This is a genomic window from Mycobacterium sp. GA-1199 (assembly GCF_001500045.1).
GTDB lineage: Bacteria > Actinomycetota > Actinomycetes > Mycobacteriales > Mycobacteriaceae > Mycobacterium.
This window is the reverse complement of the sequence record NZ_LQIX01000056.1, coordinates 56,197-73,829: the sequence shown is the minus strand read 5'-3', so window position 1 is coordinate 73,829 and position 17,633 is coordinate 56,197. Positions and strand designations below refer to the sequence as shown.

At 65.4% G+C, this 17,633-nt stretch carries 13 protein-coding genes and 3 pseudogenes; 6 read left to right on the top strand and 10 right to left on the bottom strand.

Translation table 11 applies throughout. The annotated features are described in order from the left end of the window. Positions 1–18 precede the first annotated feature (18 nt). The 3 genes and pseudogenes from AU198_RS27070 to AU198_RS24960 form a co-directional block, all read right to left on the bottom strand. Positions 19–156 (bottom strand): annotated as a pseudogene (locus tag AU198_RS27070) (hypothetical protein); the annotation flags it as partial. A gap of 534 nt (positions 157–690) precedes the next feature. Beyond that, positions 691–1,119 carry a helix-turn-helix domain-containing protein gene (locus AU198_RS24965; RefSeq protein WP_064351277.1) on the bottom strand — a complete coding sequence of 143 codons (429 nt, stop codon included), beginning with the start codon at positions 1,117–1,119 and terminating at the stop codon, positions 691–693. 90 nt (positions 1,120–1,209) lie between these two features. Next, positions 1,210–2,550, bottom strand: a complete 1,341-nt coding sequence (locus AU198_RS24960) for a DUF445 domain-containing protein (protein WP_064351276.1) — start codon at positions 2,548–2,550, stop codon at positions 1,210–1,212. Positions 2,551–2,653: 103 nt separating this feature from the next. Between AU198_RS24960 and AU198_RS24955 the strand changes: the two genes are divergently transcribed. The 3 genes and pseudogenes from AU198_RS24955 (at position 2,654) to AU198_RS26005 (ending at position 5,146) form a co-directional block, all read left to right on the top strand. Beyond that, positions 2,654–3,361, top strand: a complete 708-nt coding sequence (locus AU198_RS24955; protein ID WP_064351275.1) for a TetR/AcrR family transcriptional regulator — start codon at positions 2,654–2,656, stop codon at positions 3,359–3,361. Beyond that, positions 3,358–4,212 carry a polyphosphate kinase 2 family protein gene (locus tag AU198_RS24950; RefSeq protein WP_064351274.1) on the top strand — a complete coding sequence of 285 codons (855 nt, stop codon included), beginning with the start codon at positions 3,358–3,360 and terminating at the stop codon, positions 4,210–4,212. The genes AU198_RS24955 and AU198_RS24950 overlap by 4 nt, the downstream gene beginning before the upstream one ends. Positions 4,213–4,307: 95 nt before the next feature. Beyond that, positions 4,308–5,146: pseudogene (locus AU198_RS26005) on the top strand (endonuclease domain-containing protein). 16 nt (positions 5,147–5,162) lie between these two features. Here the strand turns inward: AU198_RS26005 and AU198_RS24940 are convergent. From AU198_RS24940 to AU198_RS24930, 3 genes and pseudogenes are all read right to left on the bottom strand, one after another. Then, positions 5,163–6,038 (bottom strand): annotated as a pseudogene (locus AU198_RS24940) (3-hydroxybutyryl-CoA dehydrogenase); the annotation flags it as partial. Between the two features lie 82 nt (positions 6,039–6,120). Continuing rightward, positions 6,121–7,407: an isocitrate lyase gene (gene aceA, locus AU198_RS24935; RefSeq protein ID WP_064351271.1), complete on the bottom strand. Its 1,287-nt coding sequence runs from the start codon at positions 7,405–7,407 to the stop codon at positions 6,121–6,123. A gap of 266 nt (positions 7,408–7,673) precedes the next feature. Then, positions 7,674–8,450, bottom strand: a complete 777-nt coding sequence (locus AU198_RS24930; RefSeq protein ID WP_064351395.1) for an acyl-[acyl-carrier-protein] thioesterase — start codon at positions 8,448–8,450, stop codon at positions 7,674–7,676. 131 nt (positions 8,451–8,581) lie between these two features. Between AU198_RS24930 and ramB the strand changes: the two genes are divergently transcribed. The 3 genes from ramB to AU198_RS24915 are packed head-to-tail and all read left to right on the top strand — an operon-like array spanning position 8,582 to position 13,392. After that, entirely contained in the window at positions 8,582–10,009 is a 1,428-nt protein-coding gene (gene ramB / locus AU198_RS24925) for an acetate metabolism transcriptional regulator RamB (protein WP_064351270.1), read from the top strand. Between the two features lie 28 nt (positions 10,010–10,037). Beyond that, entirely contained in the window at positions 10,038–10,589 is a 552-nt protein-coding gene (locus AU198_RS24920) for a carboxymuconolactone decarboxylase family protein (RefSeq protein WP_064351269.1), read from the top strand. A 28-nt stretch (positions 10,590–10,617) separates the two neighbouring features. After that, a complete protein-coding gene (locus AU198_RS24915) occupies positions 10,618–13,392 on the top strand; it encodes an AAA family ATPase (protein ID WP_064351268.1) in 2,775 nt (924 codons plus the stop codon). On the opposite strand, the gene AU198_RS24910 is transcribed toward AU198_RS24915, so the two are convergent. From AU198_RS24910 to AU198_RS24895, 4 genes are all read right to left on the bottom strand, one after another. Continuing rightward, positions 13,393–15,084: a hydroxysqualene dehydroxylase gene (locus AU198_RS24910; RefSeq protein WP_064351267.1), complete on the bottom strand. Its 1,692-nt coding sequence runs from the start codon at positions 15,082–15,084 to the stop codon at positions 13,393–13,395. A 60-nt stretch (positions 15,085–15,144) separates the two neighbouring features. Next, positions 15,145–15,435 (bottom strand): hypothetical protein, encoded by a 291-nt coding sequence (locus tag AU198_RS24905; RefSeq protein WP_082691196.1) that lies wholly within the window; start codon positions 15,433–15,435, stop codon positions 15,145–15,147. Between the two features lies 1 nt (position 15,436). After that, positions 15,437–16,831 carry a dihydrolipoyl dehydrogenase gene (gene lpdA, locus AU198_RS24900; RefSeq protein ID WP_064351266.1) on the bottom strand — a complete coding sequence of 465 codons (1,395 nt, stop codon included), beginning with the start codon at positions 16,829–16,831 and terminating at the stop codon, positions 15,437–15,439. 324 nt (positions 16,832–17,155) lie between these two features. Beyond that, positions 17,156–17,632, bottom strand: coding sequence for a hypothetical protein (locus tag AU198_RS24895; RefSeq protein WP_064351393.1), 477 nt, complete (start codon positions 17,630–17,632; stop codon positions 17,156–17,158). Position 17,633 lies beyond the last annotated feature (1 nt).

The following is a 17,633-nucleotide window of genomic DNA, read 5'->3' as shown; positions in this document are numbered from 1 at the left end:
TTACTTCTGGGTGACCTTCTTGGCCGCAGCCTTCTTGGCGGGGGCCTTCTTGGCCGGGGTCTTCTTCGCCGGGGCCTTGGCCGGAGCCTTCTTGGCGGTGTTCTTCACCGGCGCGGCACCCTTGTCCGCCTTCTTCGGCAGCTCGACGCCGACCAGCTTGGCGGCACGCTCACCCACGGCGCGGGTCTGCGCGGCGACGTTGCCCAGCGCCTCCTGGGTCAGCTCGACGGCCTGATCGGTGTAGCCCTCGACGCGACCGGCGGCCTCGCTGAAGCCGGACTGGCTGCGCAGGCGCTCGAGTGCGGCCTCACCGCGCTCGACGAGCTTGTTGTACGTCGTCTGCGCCGCCTCGGCGTAGGTCTCGGCGAACTTGCGCAGCTCGTCGGAGCTCAGACGGTCGCGCAGCTCACCGAACTGCGTCGGCAGATCCTCCTGCAGCCGGTCGATCCGCGCGCGGGTCCCCTCGACGCGGCTACGCGAGTCGGTGCGGGCGTCGTCGGCACGCTCACGAAGGGCGGCAACGATCTCGTTGACCCGCTCGAGGGCGAGGTCGGCGGCACCGACGGCGGCGAGCAACGGCGCCTTGAGGTCGTCGGGGGTGGGCTGGTTCTTGGCGGGGGTGTTCTTGGCCATGGTGTTCCTTTCTCGAAGTTTGTCGTTGGCTTGCGTTCTGTTCAGACGGCGGAGTCTCTATTCAGTCGACGACTCCTGTTCTGTGTCGCTACCTGTCTCGTCAACTTCGGCCTCGTTCTGCTGGCAGAACGAGGTGTAGATATCGAGCAGCACCCGCTTCTGCCGCTCGGTGATCGCCGTGTCGTTGACGATGACGTCGCGCACCTCACTCTTTTCGCTGGGCTCGAGAATCCCGGCCCGTACGTAGAGCACCTCCGCCGACAAGCGCAATGCCTTGGCGATCTGGCTGAGCACATCGGCAGAGGGTTTGCGCAATCCCCGCTCGATCTGGCTGAGGTAGGGATTGCTCACGCCGGCCTTCTCGGCCAACTGTCGTACGGATACCTGTGCGGCCTCGCGCTGCGTTCGGATGAACGTGCCGATGTCCTGGGCGGCGGTCTGCGCAGCGTTGGACACGACGACGGCAAGATTGTCATCCTGCGACATACGAAGCCCTCCGTGCATCGGGTATCCAATAAGCGACAACCCCTACCGTACGACGGGGTGCTAACTTTTGCAAGCACTCGTTAGCGCAGGTCAGAAGATAAGTTGGGCTATGGAATAGATGACCAGCCCCGCCAGCGCGCCGACCACGGTGCCGTTGATCCGGATGAACTGCAGATCACGTCCGACGTGGAGCTCGATACGGCGGCTGGCCTCGTCGGCGTCCCACCGCTCGATGGTTTCGGTGATGATCGCGGTGATCTCCACCCCGTACTGGGCGACCAGGTGCTGGGCCGCCCGGATGATCCAGTTGTCCACCTTGTCGCGCAGGTCGGCGTCGTCGCGCAACGACTCCCCGATGAGCATCACGGAGTCCGCGATCCGCGTGCGCAACGTTGACGAGGGGTCGTCCACCGACTCGAACAGGATGCGCTTGGCCGCGGTCCACGCTGTCTCGGCCGCGCGGGTGACTTCGTCGCGGGCCATGACCTGTTCCTTGACGTTCTCGGCGCGATCGATCGTCGCCTGATCGTGCTGGAGGTCGTCGGCGAACTCGAACAGGAACCGGGTCGCCGACCGTCGCAGTTCGTGGTCCGGGTTGCGGCGCACCTTGTCGGTGAAGTCCATCAACTCGCGGTGGATGCGGTCGCCGACGAGGTGGTCCACCCAGCGGGGGGACCAGGTGGGCGAATCGCGTTCGATCACCCGGTCGATCACGGGTCCGGCGTTCAGCGACCACTGGAAGGCGCGATCGGCCAGCAGTTGCAACAGTGCCTCCTGCCGGTGTTCGGCCAGCAGCGTGGCCAGCACACGACCGATCGGCGGACCCCACTGCGGTTCGGCGACGCGCTTGACGATCATCCGGTCGAGCACCTGCTGCACATCCTCGTCGCGCAGCATCTCCACGAGAACCCGCAGCACCGTGGCGGTCTCGGCGGCAACCCGTTCGGCGTGCGAGCGTTCGGAGAGCCACTTGCCGAGCCGCCCGGCCACCTCGGCGTTGCGCAGCTTGGCCGACACGACTTCGGGAGACAGGAAGTTCTCCCGAACGAATGCGCCGAGACCCTCGCCGAGCTGGTCCTTCTTGCGCTTGATGATCGCGGTGTGCGGGATCGGGATGCCGAGCGGGTGTTTGAACAGCGCGGTGACCGCGAACCAGTCCGCGAGCGCGCCGACCATGCCCGCCTCGGCGGCGGCGCGCACATAGCCCACCCAGGCCGGCGCATCACCGGTGGACTGGACCCAAGTACAGACCAGGAAGACGACCGAGGCGCCGATGAGAAAGCTCAGCGCGACGACCTTCATGCGCCGCAGCGAGCGGCGGCGCTCCGCATCGCCGACGGAATCCGCCCCTGCCAGGGACTCGGCGAAGCTTCTCCGCGGAGCGGACGTCGCCGCCGGGGCGCCTCGCCCGGCGCTCGGTCTATGTGCCACTCCACCATCATCCGCTACAACGCGCGGCACCCCGGTCCGACAACCCACGGTGTCAAGATCGGCCGTACTATCGAGGGGAACTACGGAACGGATCACGGGGATAGTGGCACAACAGTCCGAAGCGATAGCGGTCAAGACAGACGGCCGCAAGCGGCGTTGGCACAAGCACAAGGTGGAGCGCCGCAACGAGCTGGTGGATGGCACCCTGGAGGCGATCCGCCGCCTCGGTAGTGGCGTCAGCATGGACGAGATCGCGGCCGAGATCGGCGTCTCGAAGACCGTGCTGTATCGCTACTTCGTCGACAAGAACGACCTCACGACCGCGGTGATGATGCGGTTCGCGCAGACCACACTGATCCCGAACATGGCCGCGGCGCTGTCGTCGAACCTGGACGGCTACGAGCTGACCCGCGAAGTCATCCGGGTCTACGTCGAGACGGTGGCGGCCGAACCCGAGCCGTATCAGTTTGTGATGGCGAACAACTCGGCGAGCAAGAGCCGCGCGGTCGCAACGTCAGAGCAGATCATCGCTCGCATGTTGGCGGTGATGCTGCGACGCCGGATGCAGGAAGCCGGTATGGACACCGGCGGTGTCGAGCCGTGGGCTTACCACACCGTCGGCGGTGTCCAGCTGGCCACGCACTCGTGGATGTCGAATCGGCGCATGAGCTCCGACGAGCTGATCGACTACCTGACCATGCTGTCGTGGAATGCGTTGTGCGGCATCGTCGAAGTGGGCGGGTCTCTCGAGGCGTTCCGTAGCCGGCCACACCCCTCGCCGATGCTGCCTCCGACGCAAGACGCCCAGTGAGCTCGAAATCGGTCACCTCAGCCATCGCCGACGCGGTGCGGTTTCGGCCCGGCGACAAGGTGGCCGATCTGAACACCTCTGCGACACCGGGTTTCGACGGCTCCAAGGCTGAGGCGGCACCGGTGCAAGCGGCCCGCAGCAGCCGCCTCGCCGAACTTCAGGAGATGCTCTACGCCAGTTCGAAGGGCCGTGACGACGCCCGCTCGGTCCTGCTGGTGCTGCAGGGCATGGATGCCGCGGGCAAGGGCGGGATCGTCAAACATGTTGTCGGCGCTGTCAATCCGATGGGTGTGCGCTACACCGCGTTCGGCAAGCCGACGCCGGAGGAATTGGAGCACCACTTCCTGTGGCGCATCCGGCGCGCATTGCCGCCGCCGGGACACATCGGCGTCTTCGACCGGTCGCATTACGAGGATGTGCTGATCGTTCGAGTGCACAACCTGGTGCCGCCGGAGGTGTGGGGCGCACGCTACGACGAGATCAACGCCTTCGAGCGCGAACTCGTCGATTGTGGAACGACTCTGGTGAAGGTCGCGATGTTCATCTCGCTCGAGGAGCAGAAAAAGCAGCTACTCGAACGTCTCGACGACCCGACGAAATACTGGAAGTACAACCCGGGTGACATTGACGAGCGCCTCGAGTGGCCCCGATATCAGGAGGCCTACCAGGCGGTCCTGGATCGCACGTCGACGGACTACGCGCCGTGGCATGTGGTGCCCTGCGATCGGCGATGGTACGGCCGGCTGGCCGTCACCGAACTGCTGATCGGAGCGCTCGAGGGTCTCGACTTGTCGTATCCGCCCGCGAATTTCGACGTCGACGCGGAGCGCAAGCGGCTGATCGAGTCCTAGCGCCGAGACTGCGGCTTCTGACGAATTTCGGCCGATTCCTCTCATAAACCGCAGTCTCGTGGAACCGGTATGGCACTTCTCGCATCTAACTGGATATGGACCGTCTCATCGTGGGCAGCGACGCACTCGCAGTCGGCATCGTGACACGTCACGACCTGCGCACCAACTACTTCAAGGTGCACCAAAACGTATACGCGCCGACAGGAATGGAACTCGACGCGCGTGTTCGAGCACATGCCGCTTGGCTTTGGTCTCGCGGACAAGCGACACTATTCGGCCATTCGGCCGCGGCGATGTTCGGAACCCGCTGGCTACCGCCCGACAGACCGGCGGAACTGGCACGTATACGGCATCGATCTCCGCGCGGAATCGTCATCTACAGTGGGACGCTCGCCGATGACGAGGTCTGCCTGCGAGGGAGTTTCGACTGTACGACACCCGCTCGCACGGCTTATGACCTAGGCCGGCGCGCGCAGGGGGATCTGGGGATCATGCGAATCGACGCCCTGCTCAACGCGACCGGGTGCACCATCGCCGAAGTGCAGGTATCGCGAACCGCTATCCCGGCGCACGGGGCATCCGTGAACTGCGCGCGACGCTGGGTCTCGTCGATGGCGGCGCGGAATCGCCGAAAGAGACCGAGCTTCGCCTGCTCCTCGTCCGTGACGGGTTGCCCCGCCCGGCCACGCAGATCCGCGTTGGCGATCGCCGAATCGATATGGGCTGGGACCAGTGGAAAGTGGGCGTCGAGTACGACGGGGTGCAGCATTGGACGAGTCCCGACATTCACGCCGGAAACATCGAACGTCTGGAGTTCTTGGCCGCGCAAGGCTGGCTGATCGTGCGGGTCAGTGCGCGTCACCTACGGTATCAACGAGCTGAGATAGTGCGCCGGGTATGCGAGGCGCTCAGGAGCCGCGGCTGCCCCGTTTGATGGGCATGCACTCGACCTAATAGCTGTAGAAGCCCTGGCCTGACTTCTTGCCGAGCTGACCCGCCTCGACCATCCGCAGCAGCAGCGGCGGCGGCGCGTAGTGCGGATCCTTGAGTTCGTCAAACATCGAGTCCGCGATCAGCTTCATGGTGTCCAGACCGATCAGATCCGAAAGCCGCAGTGGCCCCATCGGATGCGAGAGTCCGGCCACGATCGCCTTGTCGACGTCCTCGACGGTGGCCACGCCCGCCTCCACCATCCGGATCGCCGAGAGCAGGTAGGGCACCAGCAGCGCATTGACGACGAACCCCGAGCGGTCGCTGCACCGCACCACCTGCTTGCCGAGCACCTCGCCGGCGAACTGCTCGGTCCGCGCGAGCGCCCCCTTCGACGTCACCAGCGTGCTGACGAGTTCCACCAGCGGCAGCACCGGCACCGGGTTGAAGAAGTGCAGCCCCAGCACCCGCCTCGGATTCTTGGTCGCCGCAGCGATTTTCATGATCGGGATGCTCGACGTGTTCGACGCCAGGACCGCATCGGGGTCGGTGATGATCTCGTCGAGCTGCGTGAAGATCTTGCCCTTGACCGACTCGTCTTCGACGACGGCCTCGATCACGAGCTGACGGTCGGCCAGGTCGGCCATGTTGGTGGTGTAGGACAACCGCGCCAAGGTGGCGTCGCGGTCACTCTCGGAGAGCTTGCCCTTGTCGGCCGCCCGCTCCAACGACCCGGTGATTCGCTTGCGCCCCGCCTCGACGAGTTCCTCGGACGGCTCGTAGACGACGACGTTGGCGCCGGCTTTCGCGGCGACTTCCGCGATACCGCTGCCCATCTGTCCGGCGCCGACCACGCCGACTCGCTCAATGCTCACTTGCGTCCTCTCCACAACATCAGGCCCCGCCCAATATAAGGACGGGGCCTGATGACAAGCCGTTGGGCCTCGTGAGCCTACTGGGCTTGGTCTAGTGCGGTGATCAGTGGAACTGACCCTCTTCGGTCGAACCCTTCAATGCGGTGGTCGAGCTGCTCGGGTCCACCGTCGTGGCGATCCGGTCGAAGTAACCGGCGCCGACCTCGCGCTGGTGCTTGGTCGCGGTGTAACCGCGCTCCTCGGCGGCGAACTCGCGCTCCTGCAGCTCGACGTACGCCGACATCTGGTTGCGGGCGTAGCCGTAAGCCAGATCGAACATCGAGTAGTTCAGCGCGTGGAAGCCGGCCAGCGTGATGAACTGGAACTTGAAGCCCATCGCGCCCAGTTCCTTCTGGAACTTCGCGATCGTCGCGTCGTCGAGGTGCTTTTTCCAGTTGAACGACGGCGAGCAGTTGTAGGCCAGCATCTGGTCCGGGAACTCGGCCTGCACGCCCTCGGCGAACTTCTTGGCCAGCTCGAGATCGGGGGTGCCGGTCTCCATCCAGATCAGGTCGGCGTACGGCGCGTACGCCTTGGCGCGCGCGATGCACGGCTCGATGCCGTTCTTCACGCGGTAGAAGCCTTCCTTGGTCCGCTCACCGGTGATGAACGGCTGATCGCGCTCGTCGACGTCGGAGGTGATCAAGGTGGCCGCCTCGGCGTCGGTGCGGGCGATCACCACGGTCGGAACATCGGCGACATCGGCGGCCAGGCGCGCCGAGGTCAGGGTGCGGATGTGCTGCTGGGTAGGGATCAGCACCTTGCCACCGAGGTGGCCGCACTTCTTCTCCGAGGCCAGCTGATCCTCCCAGTGCGAACCCGCGACACCGGCGGCGATCATCGCCTTCTGCAGCTCGTAGACGTTGAGCGCACCGCCGAAGCCGGCCTCACCGTCGGCGACGATCGGCACCAGCCAGTTCTCCACCGAGGTGTCGCCCTCGACCTTGGCGATCTCGTCGGCGCGAAGCAGCGCGTTGTTGATGCGGCGGACCACCTGCGGCACCGAGTTGGCCGGATACAGGCTCTGGTCGGGATAGGTGTGTCCGGACAGGTTCGCGTCACCGGCGACCTGCCAGCCGGACAGGTAGATGGCTTTCAGCCCGGCGCGGACCTGCTGGACGGCCATGTTGCCGGTCAGAGCGCCAAGCGCGTTGACGAACTCCATGTCGTGCAGCTGGTTCCACAGGATCTCCGCCCCGCGCTTGGCCAGCGTGGACTCCTCGACGACGGTGCCCTGCAGCGCGACGACGTCCGCTGCGGAGTAGTCGCGGGTCACGTTCTTCCAGCGCGGATTGGTGTCCCAGTCGCGCTGGATTTCTTCGGCGCTCTTCGGCTTGCCCACGGTTGACATGGCGCTCCTTCGATCTGTTCACTATCGCTGCGGCGCGGCCGGCATACCCGGCTTGTTAACGCCCGAACGGTTCAACGGTTTCGCTGCTACGAGGATGCCTCAACCCATTAGCGCAGGTCCAGCCGTTTCGAGTGCCAACTTTCGCCAACTAAGCCCCGGAGTTTGCAAATTTTGCGAAGAACGGTTGGGCTTGACCGGTTCAGAAGTTACCGAAGAGTAGCGAGTATCCGCAGGTCAGTACGCCCGTACTGTTAAACGGGCGATGATCAGAGGTTGAAGATCGCTGCGACGGCCTTGGCGTCGTCGCCGACCGCATATGTGAGCGTTGTAACAGTGCGGTCCGTCAGCTCCGGGCCGAATTTGTCCGTCGAACCCGGCGGATAGGTGTGGCTGAGGATCTCCATCTTGTCGCCCAGGGCCACCGCGGCGTCGTGTTCGATCGTCGCGCGCAACGGGTACCGCGCCAGCTCGGGATGGTGGTGCAGGTAGTCCTCGATCACCGACCAGTACACCGCGTTGTTCATGTGGTCGAAGATGTCGATGTCGCTGACCCGTGTGGCAAACTCGCGGATCTCGTCGGCGTCCTCACGGCTGCCGGCCGCCAGGTAGGCCTTCCACCGCAGCCGGTCGACGTCGGTCGTGCGCCGCAACCCCTCGAGGAAGTCGTCGGATATACGCGCCGGACCCTGCGTCTCGCGATTGATGTTGATCCAGAAGGCCTCGGATTCGATCAGGCCGCCCTTTCGGCCGTCGATGCGCACCCGCATCTCGCACCACCGGTTCGACGTGCCCGAACACCAACGGCGCAGCCGCAGGATGTCCTGGAACTCGATCGGGCGGATCATGTCGATCATCGTGCGGCGCACGATCCACAGCGGATGGGTCTCCTGGAAACCCAGTTCGCGCAGCTGGTCGGATCCGATGTCCTGGATGTGACGCGTTGCGGCGTCGAATTTGAGCCGGCCTTGCCGGTCCACGTCGGCGACTCGGAGCGGCCACTCGATGTCGAAGACGTCGGGGTGCGGATCAGGGACGGGCATCATGGTCTTGGCCAGCCCGTGCACTGGGCTCGCCCCCGATCCCTGCTTCGTACTCACGACCGCCGATCCTGCCACAGCGGCCGATCTGCCAACAATGCGAAGACTACCTTCGCACCGTTGCTAGGCTGGTCGACGTGGCGAAAACATTTGTCGGCTCACGGGTTCGGCAACTTCGCAGCGAGCGCGGGTTCAGCCAGGCGGCGCTCGCCCAGATGCTCGACATCTCGCCGAGCTACCTCAACCAGATCGAGCACGACGTGCGGCCGCTGACCGTGGCCGTCCTACTGCGCATCACCGAGGTGTTCGGGGTCGACGCGACGTTCTTCGCCTCCGAGGACGACACCCGTCTGGTCGCGGAGCTTCGCGAAGTCACCCTCGACCGTGACCTCGACATCGACGTCGAGCTGGCCGAAATCGCGGATATGGTTGCGGCGCACCCCAATCTGGCCCGCGCGATGGTCAATCTGCACCGCCGCTACCAGCTGACCACCACCCGGCTGGCGGCGGCCACCGAGGACAGGTTCGCCGCAGGCGGCGGCTTCAGTTCGGGTTCGGGCGCGATCACCATGCCGCACGAGGAAGTACGCGACTACTTCTACGAACGCCAGAACTATCTGCACGAACTCGATACCGCTGCCGAAGACCTCACCACCCGCATGCGGATGCACCGCTCGGAGCTCGCGCGCCAACTGTCGGATCGATTGACGATGGTGCACGGCGTGCGCATCGTGCACCGCATGAACCTCGGGGAATCGGTGTTGCACCGCTACGACCCCGAGACGAAGACCCTCGAGCTCAACAACCACCTCTCGTCCGGGCAGACCGTGTTCAAGATGGCCGTCGAACTGGCGTATCTGGAATTCGGCGGCCTCATCGACCAGCTCGTCGACGAGGGAAAGTTCACCAGCGACGAGTCGACGCGCCTGGCGCGACTGGGTCTGGCCAACTACTTCGCCGCCGCAATGGTGTTGCCGTACGCGCAGTTTCACGATGTCGCGGAGAACTTCCGCTATGACGTCGAGCGGCTTTCGGGGTTCTACTCGGTGAGCTACGAGACGATCGCCCACCGGCTGTCGACACTGCAGCGGCCGTCGATGCGCGGTGTGCCGCTGTCCTTCGTCCGTGTCGATCGCGCCGGCAACATGTCAAAGCGCCAGTCCGCCACCGGTTTCCACTTCTCCTCCAGCGGAGGAACCTGCCCCTTGTGGAACGTCTACGAGACGTTCGCCAACCCCGGCAAGATCTTGGTGCAGGTCGCGCAGATGCCCGACGGGCGCAACTACCTGTGGGTGGCCCGCACCGTCGAGCGGCGCGCGCAGCGCTATGGTCAGCCCGGTAAGACGTTCGCGATCGGCCTGGGCTGCGAGCTGCGCCACGCTCATCGACTGGTGTATTCGGAGGGGCTCGACCTGTCCGGGGAGGTGTCGACGCCGATCGGCGCCGGTTGCCGGGTCTGCGAACGCGACAACTGCCCGCAGCGCGCCTTCCCCGCGCTCGGCCGTGCGCTCGACATCGACGAGCACCGCAGCACCGTCTCGCCCTATCTGGTACGTCGACCCTGATGGTGCGTCCCCACGTAGACTCGCTGTGATGAGCGCACCCGAGTCGGCCCGTATCGCGCCCGGTGGATTCAAGGAACTCGGCCCGCTGAACTGGGCCATCGCCAAGCTCGGCGCCCGCGCGATCAGGGCGCCCCGGTTCAGCCTCTTCAATGTGCTTGGCCAACACCGGCTTCTGTTCTTGGCGTGGTTGCCGTACAGCGGTGTCCTGCTGGGCATGCTCAGCAAGTTGTCGGTACAGGACGCCGAGACGGTCATCCTGCGCGTCGGGCATCTGCGCGACTGCGAGTACGAACTGCAGCAGCACCGCCGCCTGGCCCGCACCCGCGGGATCGGCCCGGACGTCCAGAAGAAGATCTTCGAGGGTCCCGATGCCGAAGGGTTGACCGACCGCCAGCGCGCGCTGATCACCGCCACCGACGAGTTCGTTGTGACCCGCGGCGTCTCACCCGAGACCTGGACCGTGTTGGCCAGGCACCTCACCAAGCCGCAGTTGATCGAGTTCTGCATGCTGGCCGCCCAGTACGACGGGCTCGCCGCGACGATCACCACTTTGAGAGTGCCGCTGGATTTCCCGGACTAGGAGCCGCAGATCGGGCGATACTCGGAAAATGTCGGTGCCACGCCGTTCGCTGCCCGACCACGTGGTCGAGGATTTCCTGGCCGCTGCGACGTCACGCCCGTCAGCTCTGCTCATCCAGGGTGAGGCCGGAATCGGGAAGACGACGTCGTGGTTATCCGCTGTCGACCGGGCCCACGAGCGCGGATTTCGCGTCTTGACCGCCCGCGCGAGCCAGCAGGAAGCGGTGCTCGCCTACGCGACGGTGGCAGACCTGGTCGCCGACGTGGACCCGACGATCCTGACCGGTATCCCGGATATCCAGCAGCGAGCGCTCGACTGGGTGTTGATGCGCGTGAGTAGCGAGGGTCCGGAGACAACTCAACAGGTGATCGCCGCGGCGTTCATGTCTGTCGTCGAAGCCCTGGCGGCCCTCTCTCCGACGCTTGTCGCGATTGACGACGTCCAGTGGCTCGACTCCTCGAGCCGGGCGGTGATCACGTTCGCGGTGCGCCGGCTCAAGTGCCGCGTCGGCATCCTGTTCGCCGAACGCGAAGAACGCGATGCGGTGCCTGCGCTGTCGTGGCTGCAACTGAGCACCGCCGACGAGGTGATGCGAGCGCGGGTTTCGCCGTTGAATCTGCCTGAGCTGCATGACCTTATCCAGCACAGGCTCGGTCGCTCCTTTCCACATCCGGCGATGGTGCGCATCGCCGAGGTCTCCGGCGGCAATCCGCTCTACGCGCTCGAACTGGCCCGCGCGATCGACGCCGACCGCGACGCTGGTCGCGACGTCCTGCCTCACACTCTGGCGGACCTTGTGCGGATGCGGATCGCGCGTCTCGACGGCAGCGTTCTCGATGTCGTGCTGGCGGCCGCATGTGTTCCGAAACCGACGGTCGACATGCTGGTGGACGTGACCGGCGGAACCGTTGAGCAGGTCGTCACGCTGTTGGAGGAACTCGAGAGCGCAGACATCGTCAGGATCGACGGCAATCTGGTGACCTTCACCCATCCCGTCCTGGCCCGCGGCGTCTACATCAATGCCCCGCCCGCTCGTCGCCGCCATTGGCATCGAGCGTGGTCGCAGCTCGTGCGCGAGCCGGAAGCGCAGGCTCGGCATTTGGCACTCGCCGCGACGAGTAGCGATCCAGCCACGCTGGAGGCGCTCGACGCCGCTGCTGCAGTGCTCAGGGGGCGCGGGGCCCCGGCAGCGGCCGCTGAATTGGTCGATCTCGCCATCCGCCTCGGGGGCGACACCCCGATACGGCGATTCACCTCAGCAGAGCACCATTTGCGTTCCGGCGACGCGGCCCGGGCACAGGAGGTGCTCAAGCCGGGGATAGACCAGATGTCGCCATCCCCCCTACGCGCATTGATGGTGTTCGGCTACGCGGCGATACAGATGCACACCGAAGGATATTCGCAGTCGGCCGAAACGCTTTCCGAGGTCGTAGAGGAAGCGTCGGGCGACCCGGCCATCCTGGTCGAGGTGTTGATGATGCTGGCCTTCGCCCAGATCAACCAGGGTGTCTACGAGCCGGCGCGCGAACACGCCCAGCGCGCGCTGGCCGAGGCGGAAGCCGCGGTCCAGCCCGTCCTCATCAGCCAGGCGTTGGCCTTGTCGGCCTACGTCGGTTTCCACTGCGGTCTCGGCTACGATCCGACGGCGATGGCACGCGCGCTCAAACTCGAGGACCGCGACGGGGACATCCCGATTGCCTTCCGCGCCAGCGCCATTGAGGCGCTGTTGCTGGCGTGGACCGGCCGGTTGGAGGAGTCAGCAGCCGCGCTGGATGCACTCAATAGTCGTCTGGTGCGGCGCGGCGGAGAGATCGAGATGCTGTTCGTGAGCTACAACAGCGTGTTCGTCCATACCTGGCTCGGACGCTACCCCGAGGCACGCCGGTTCGCGGAGGACACTTTTCAGCGGGTCGAAGAGATCGGCGGCGCGGCGATGCGCGGGATCGGGCTGACGATGCGCGGCTGGGCGGCCGTGCATTCCGGTGAGGAGACCGAGGCCCGCGCGGATCTGGTTACGGCGGTGGAAATCGCCTCGCGCAGCGGATCGTCGTCGTGGTGGGCGGAGTTGGCCCTGACCGGGCTCGGCCGGCTCGAGGTGTCGACCGGCAGACACGCCGAGGCGTTGCAGGTTCTCGCACCGCTGCTGGCGGTCGCCGACGCGGTACCCAACACGGAGATCTGCCGGATGGAGTACCTCCCCGACGCCATCGAGGCGATGGTGGCCGGCGGTCGCCTGGAGGACGCCGAGACGTTGATCGACCGCCTCGAGCGCAGCGGCCGCGAATTCGACCGCGCGTGGACGTTGCTCGTCGCCGCGCGGTGCCGCGGAATGTGGCTGGCCGCAACCGGCGACGTCGAGGCCGCGGTGCGAGTCGTGGCCGCGGCCGCCGAGAAGCACAGCGAGCTACCGATGCCGCTCGAACACGCCCGTACGCAGCTGTTGCTCGGACAACTGTATCGCCGGATGCGCCAGAAGCAGACTGCGGCCGCCGCGCTCGAGCGGGCTCTTCGGATCGTCGAGCAGCTGGGTAATCCGCTGTGGGCGGCACGGATTCGTGCTGAGCAAGCTCGGGTCATCACGCGCACGGGCCAGGACGGCGAGCTGACACCGACCGAACAGCGGGTGGCGGAATTGGCCGCCGACGGTATGAGCAACCGCGAGATCGCCGCGGCGGTCTACGTCAGTGTGAAGACGGTCGAGAGCGTTCTGACCCGGGTTTACCGCAAGCTGGACGTCCGCTCGCGCGCCATGCTGAGCCGACGGATGCGGTCCGCGCCGGCCGATGAAGCCGGCGACGACTGACTAGCGCCCGAGCCGCGCACCCGCCGCGACCGTCCGCGCGATCCGACCGGTCGGCTTCACTTCCCCCCTCGGCGTCACCTGCACCGGCGGCTTCGGAGGCTTACGACCGAGCCGCCACAGCACCCGGTCCATCAAGCGGAACGGCGCAAGCACACGTGGCTCGGGGAACGTCCGGAGCCAGCAGGGGTCCGCCTTTGATCGCTCCGCCTTGAGGATGGCGTTGACAGCGAGACGCGCCGCTTCGTTGGCAGCTTCCATGGTCGCCAGATCGGTGTCGGTCTGGACGAAGTCGGCGGCGAGGAAGAAGTTCGGGATCCTTGTCTTGGCTTTCGGCCGGTCCTCCCATGATCCCGGGGTGTTGATGAGCAACGGTTCGGCGTTCATCGCGCCCGCCGGGCCGGGAAAAGAGATCGCCGGATCGAGGAAGAAATCGACCACATTCCGCTCGTCCAGCGAGCCGTCTTCGATGTGGTCTTCCATCTGTTTCCAGACCTCGGCGCGAATCTCGGCGGCCGTACAGGCGCTGGCGACCTTGCCGTTCTTGCCGGGCGTCCGCCAATCCGAGATGTCGACCGACAGAATTCCCTCCACCCGTCCGTCCCCGCGCTCAGTCAGGTCCACCTTCCAGAACTGCTTCTGCGAAATCGCCGTGAGCGACCACTCCGAGTCGATGAAGACGATGTGACCGTTGATCAACGGCTTGTCCGTGTCGAGATAGAACATGGCGCCGTTCATCCACCGGGTTTGCAGTTTGCTCACCTTGGCGAGGTCCGGGTCGGCGGTGCACATCTGCGGGGATATCAGCAGTTCCAGCTTCTCCTTCGGCATCGCCGCGATGTAGTAGTCGGCGGTGACCCGTTGGTCGCCGCGCGGACCGACGACGGTGACGCCGGTGATCTTGCGTCCGTCGCAGTGGATGCCGCCGACGGTGTGACCGCCGAGCAAGTCGACGTTCTTGCTCCTCAGGTACTCGACCCACGGGTCGATCCACACCTCGCTCGTCGGGCCGTTGAGGACCCGGTCTGTCGGCACGTCCGTGTTGTCGAGCATCAGCCGCAAGGTGATCATTCCGCCGGTGAGTGCTGACATCTCGCGTCCCCGCGCGGCAACCAAACAACGCGTCATCCCGTCGGCGAGAAACTTCTCGAAGGCCTCTGTGCGGTCACGCCCGCGAACCATGAAGTCCCACCAGCTCATCCGTTCCCACTGACCCTTGCGGCGCGCATCGCAGGACACCAGCAGCGTCAGCAGGCCCATCGCGTAGTCCCGGAATTCATGCATTGGAATGCCCAGACCGAACACGAACTCGCGCATGAACGTCAGCGCGGCGATCAGATCGTCGACAGACGACGGCGGAACCATCGGGGCGGGCAGCTCTTTGCCCTTTTGCCCTTGCGCCAGCAGCATTTGGGTAGTCGGAACGAGATTATCGGCGACGGTCTTACCGTCGTATTCGATGCGTTTCATCGTGTCGAGGATGTGCGTGTAGAAATTGGGGAAGAACCGGAACCCGTGCTCGCCAGGCAGGTTCGGTCGGTCGTCTTTGCCGGAACACGGCTTGTCCATCGAGCGCGCCTTACCCCCGAACGCGTCGTGCATCTCGTACACGGTGACCTTGAAGCCTCGCTCGGCCAGCTCGTGGGCTGCACTCAACCCGCCGACACCGCCACCCAGAACCGCAACAGTTTTCATCGGTCGACGATAAGGGGACCCACATGGCGATCCGAGCACATTGGCGTATCGCCCGCACTTCTACAGGTACGTGATACCGAGCACGATCAGCGAGAGCAGCACCGGTGAGACGGGCAGCGCCCACAAAAAAGCCGCCCAGACCTCTCCCTTGCGCTGGTAGTAACGCCTACCCAGCCAGGCGGCCACCCCGCCGGCGACGAACGACACCGCGGCCACCACGAGCACCCACGTGCTGACGTCGGAAGTCGCGGTGGCAAGGGAAATGCCGGCCAGCCACAGGACGTGGCCGACCACCAGTCCGCCGATCGCCGCGACCCAGATGGCCCTCGCCGTGGTGGCTCTCTGAGCCACGTCAGAAGTTGATCATGTGGCCGAGCAGTCCGTGGAAGCACTCCTGGAGGGCTTCGGACATGGTCGGGTGCGTGTGCACGTTGCGCGCGAGTTCGGTTGCGGTGAGGTCCCACTTCTGGGCCAGCGTCAGCTCGGGCAGCAGTTCAGAGACGTCGTGGCCGATCAGGTGGCCGCCGATCAACTCGCCGTACTTGCCGTCGGCGATCAGCTTGACGAAGCCGCTGGGATCGCCCGCACCGTGCGCCTTGGCGTTGGCGGTGAACGGGAACTTGGCGACCTTGACGTCGTAGCCCTCTTCGCGGGCCTGCTCCTCGGTGAGCCCGAAGCTGGCGACCTGCGGCTGACAGAACGTCGCACGCGGCAGCATCCGGTAATCCCCGAGCGGCAGAGTCTCTGCGCCGGCGATGGTTTCGGCGGCGATGACGCCCTGCGCCTCGGCCACGTGCGCCAACTGCAACTTGCCGGTCACGTCGCCGATCGCGTAGATGTGCGGAACGCTGGTGCGCATGTAGTCGTCGATGTCGATCGCTTTGCGCTCGGTGATTCCGACGCCCGTGTTGTCCAGCCCGTAGCCCTCGAGATTGGGCGCGAAACCGATTGCTTGAAGCACCTTTTCGGCTTTTATGTCCTCGGACTTGCCGTCCTTGCTGACGGACACGGTGACGTCGTCGCCGCTGTCCTTGATCGACTCGACCTTGGTTCCGGTCAACACCTTGACGCCCAGTTTCTTGAACTGCTTCTCGATCTCCTTGGAAACCTCGGCGTCCTCGTTGGGCAGCGCGCGGGGCAGGAACTCGACGATCGTGACGTCGACGCCGTAGTTCTTCATCACGTAGCCGAACTCCATGCCGATGGCACCGGCGCCGGCGATGACGATCGAGGAAGGCAGTTCGCGCGTCATGATGAGTTCTTCGTAGGTGACCACGTTTTCGGACAGCGACGTGCCGGGAACCAGACGCGTGCTGCTGCCGGTGGCGATGATGATGTTGTCGAACTCGACCGTCTCGGTGCCGCCTTCGTTCAGGTCGACCTCGAGCGTGTGATCGTCTTTGAACTTGCCGTAGCCGTGAATCTCGGTGATCTTGTTCTTCTTCATCAAGTAGTGCACGCCGGCGACACGGCCGTCGGCGATCTTGCGGCTGCGGTCGAAGGCGGCGCCGTAGTCGAACGTCGCATCCCCGTTGATGCCGAACTGTTTGGCTTCCTTGGTGAAGATGTGCGCGAGCTCCGCGTTGCGCAGCAGCGCCTTGGACGGGATGCACCCGACGTTGAGGCAGACGCCGCCCCAATACTTGGGTTCGACGATGGCGGTGTTCAGTCCGAGCTGCGCGGCACGGATGGCCGCGACGTACCCGCCGGGACCTGCTCCGAGAACGACGACGTCATAGTGGGTCACGCCCCCACACTAATGGGCATCGGCGAACGGTCTGCCATGTCCTGCGGGATCGCGTTGGATCGGCCGGGGCCACGGCGCCGAGCGCGGACGTCGACGCACCTGCAGCGGCCCCCAGAACCATCGGCCGAGCAGGGTGGCCACCGACGGCGGCGACCTTGGGCGGCACAGAAGTCTTCACCCGGTGGCCGCGCAGGTCGTTGAGCGAGCGCAGAACGAGGGCCACCTACGGTCGCCGGTATGGTCGGCGAGTTCGCCGGACATGTGAACACCGATCTGTGGCGTCGGTACGTCGGAATCCTCTTGGACGGCATGCGTTCCCACACCTCAGTAAGGGATCACCCCTGCGAAACACCGAGCGGCCCACTCGCAGAAGTACAGACCGTGCAGTACCGCCGCACCCGCGACCGCTCCGAACGGCGCGGACATCACCGCGATCGCAAGCGCGGACACCAGTGGCCGGTCCGGAACCATCGCAAGGAGCAGGCCCGCCACCGTCGACGTGACCACGAAGACCAACGCAACGAAGACCGGCGCCGTCTTGTCCATCGAGTGGTACCACCAGTGGTAGAGACCCCAGCCTGGCAACGCCGCGATCAGCCAGACGCCCGCGACGATGAGCACGAACATCCAGCGCTTGAGGTACTGGTAACTGCCGGGAACCACCACGGGCTGCGCCGGGACCGGTACTGGCTGGGACGGGTGTTCGGCCACGGCAGTCGTTCCCACCACCGCCTGGAACTCCCCCGTGGTGAACGTCGGGGTGTAGGGCTCCGTCGGATCGCCGGGCAGCGTTTCCGTCATC

Bases quoted from the DNA above. Each gene is read 5' to 3' on its own strand.
- AU198_RS24895 (WP_064351393.1), bottom strand. From the start codon at position 17,632: ATGACGGAAACGCTGCCCGGCGATCCGACGGAGCCCTACACCCCGACG.
- AU198_RS24930 (WP_064351395.1), bottom strand. From the start codon at position 8,450: ATGATGCCCGTCCCTGATCCGCACCCCGACGTCTTCGACATCGAGTGG.
- aceA (WP_064351271.1), bottom strand. From the start codon at position 7,407: ATGTCAACCGTGGGCAAGCCGAAGAGCGCCGAAGAAATCCAGCGCGAC.
- AU198_RS24965 (WP_064351277.1), bottom strand. From the start codon at position 1,119: ATGTCGCAGGATGACAATCTTGCCGTCGTCGTGTCCAACGCTGCGCAG.
- AU198_RS24910 (WP_064351267.1), bottom strand. From the start codon at position 15,084: ATGAAAACTGTTGCGGTTCTGGGTGGCGGTGTCGGCGGGTTGAGTGCA.
- AU198_RS24915 (WP_064351268.1), top strand. From the start codon at position 10,618: ATGTCGGTGCCACGCCGTTCGCTGCCCGACCACGTGGTCGAGGATTTC.
- AU198_RS24920 (WP_064351269.1), top strand. From the start codon at position 10,038: ATGAGCGCACCCGAGTCGGCCCGTATCGCGCCCGGTGGATTCAAGGAA.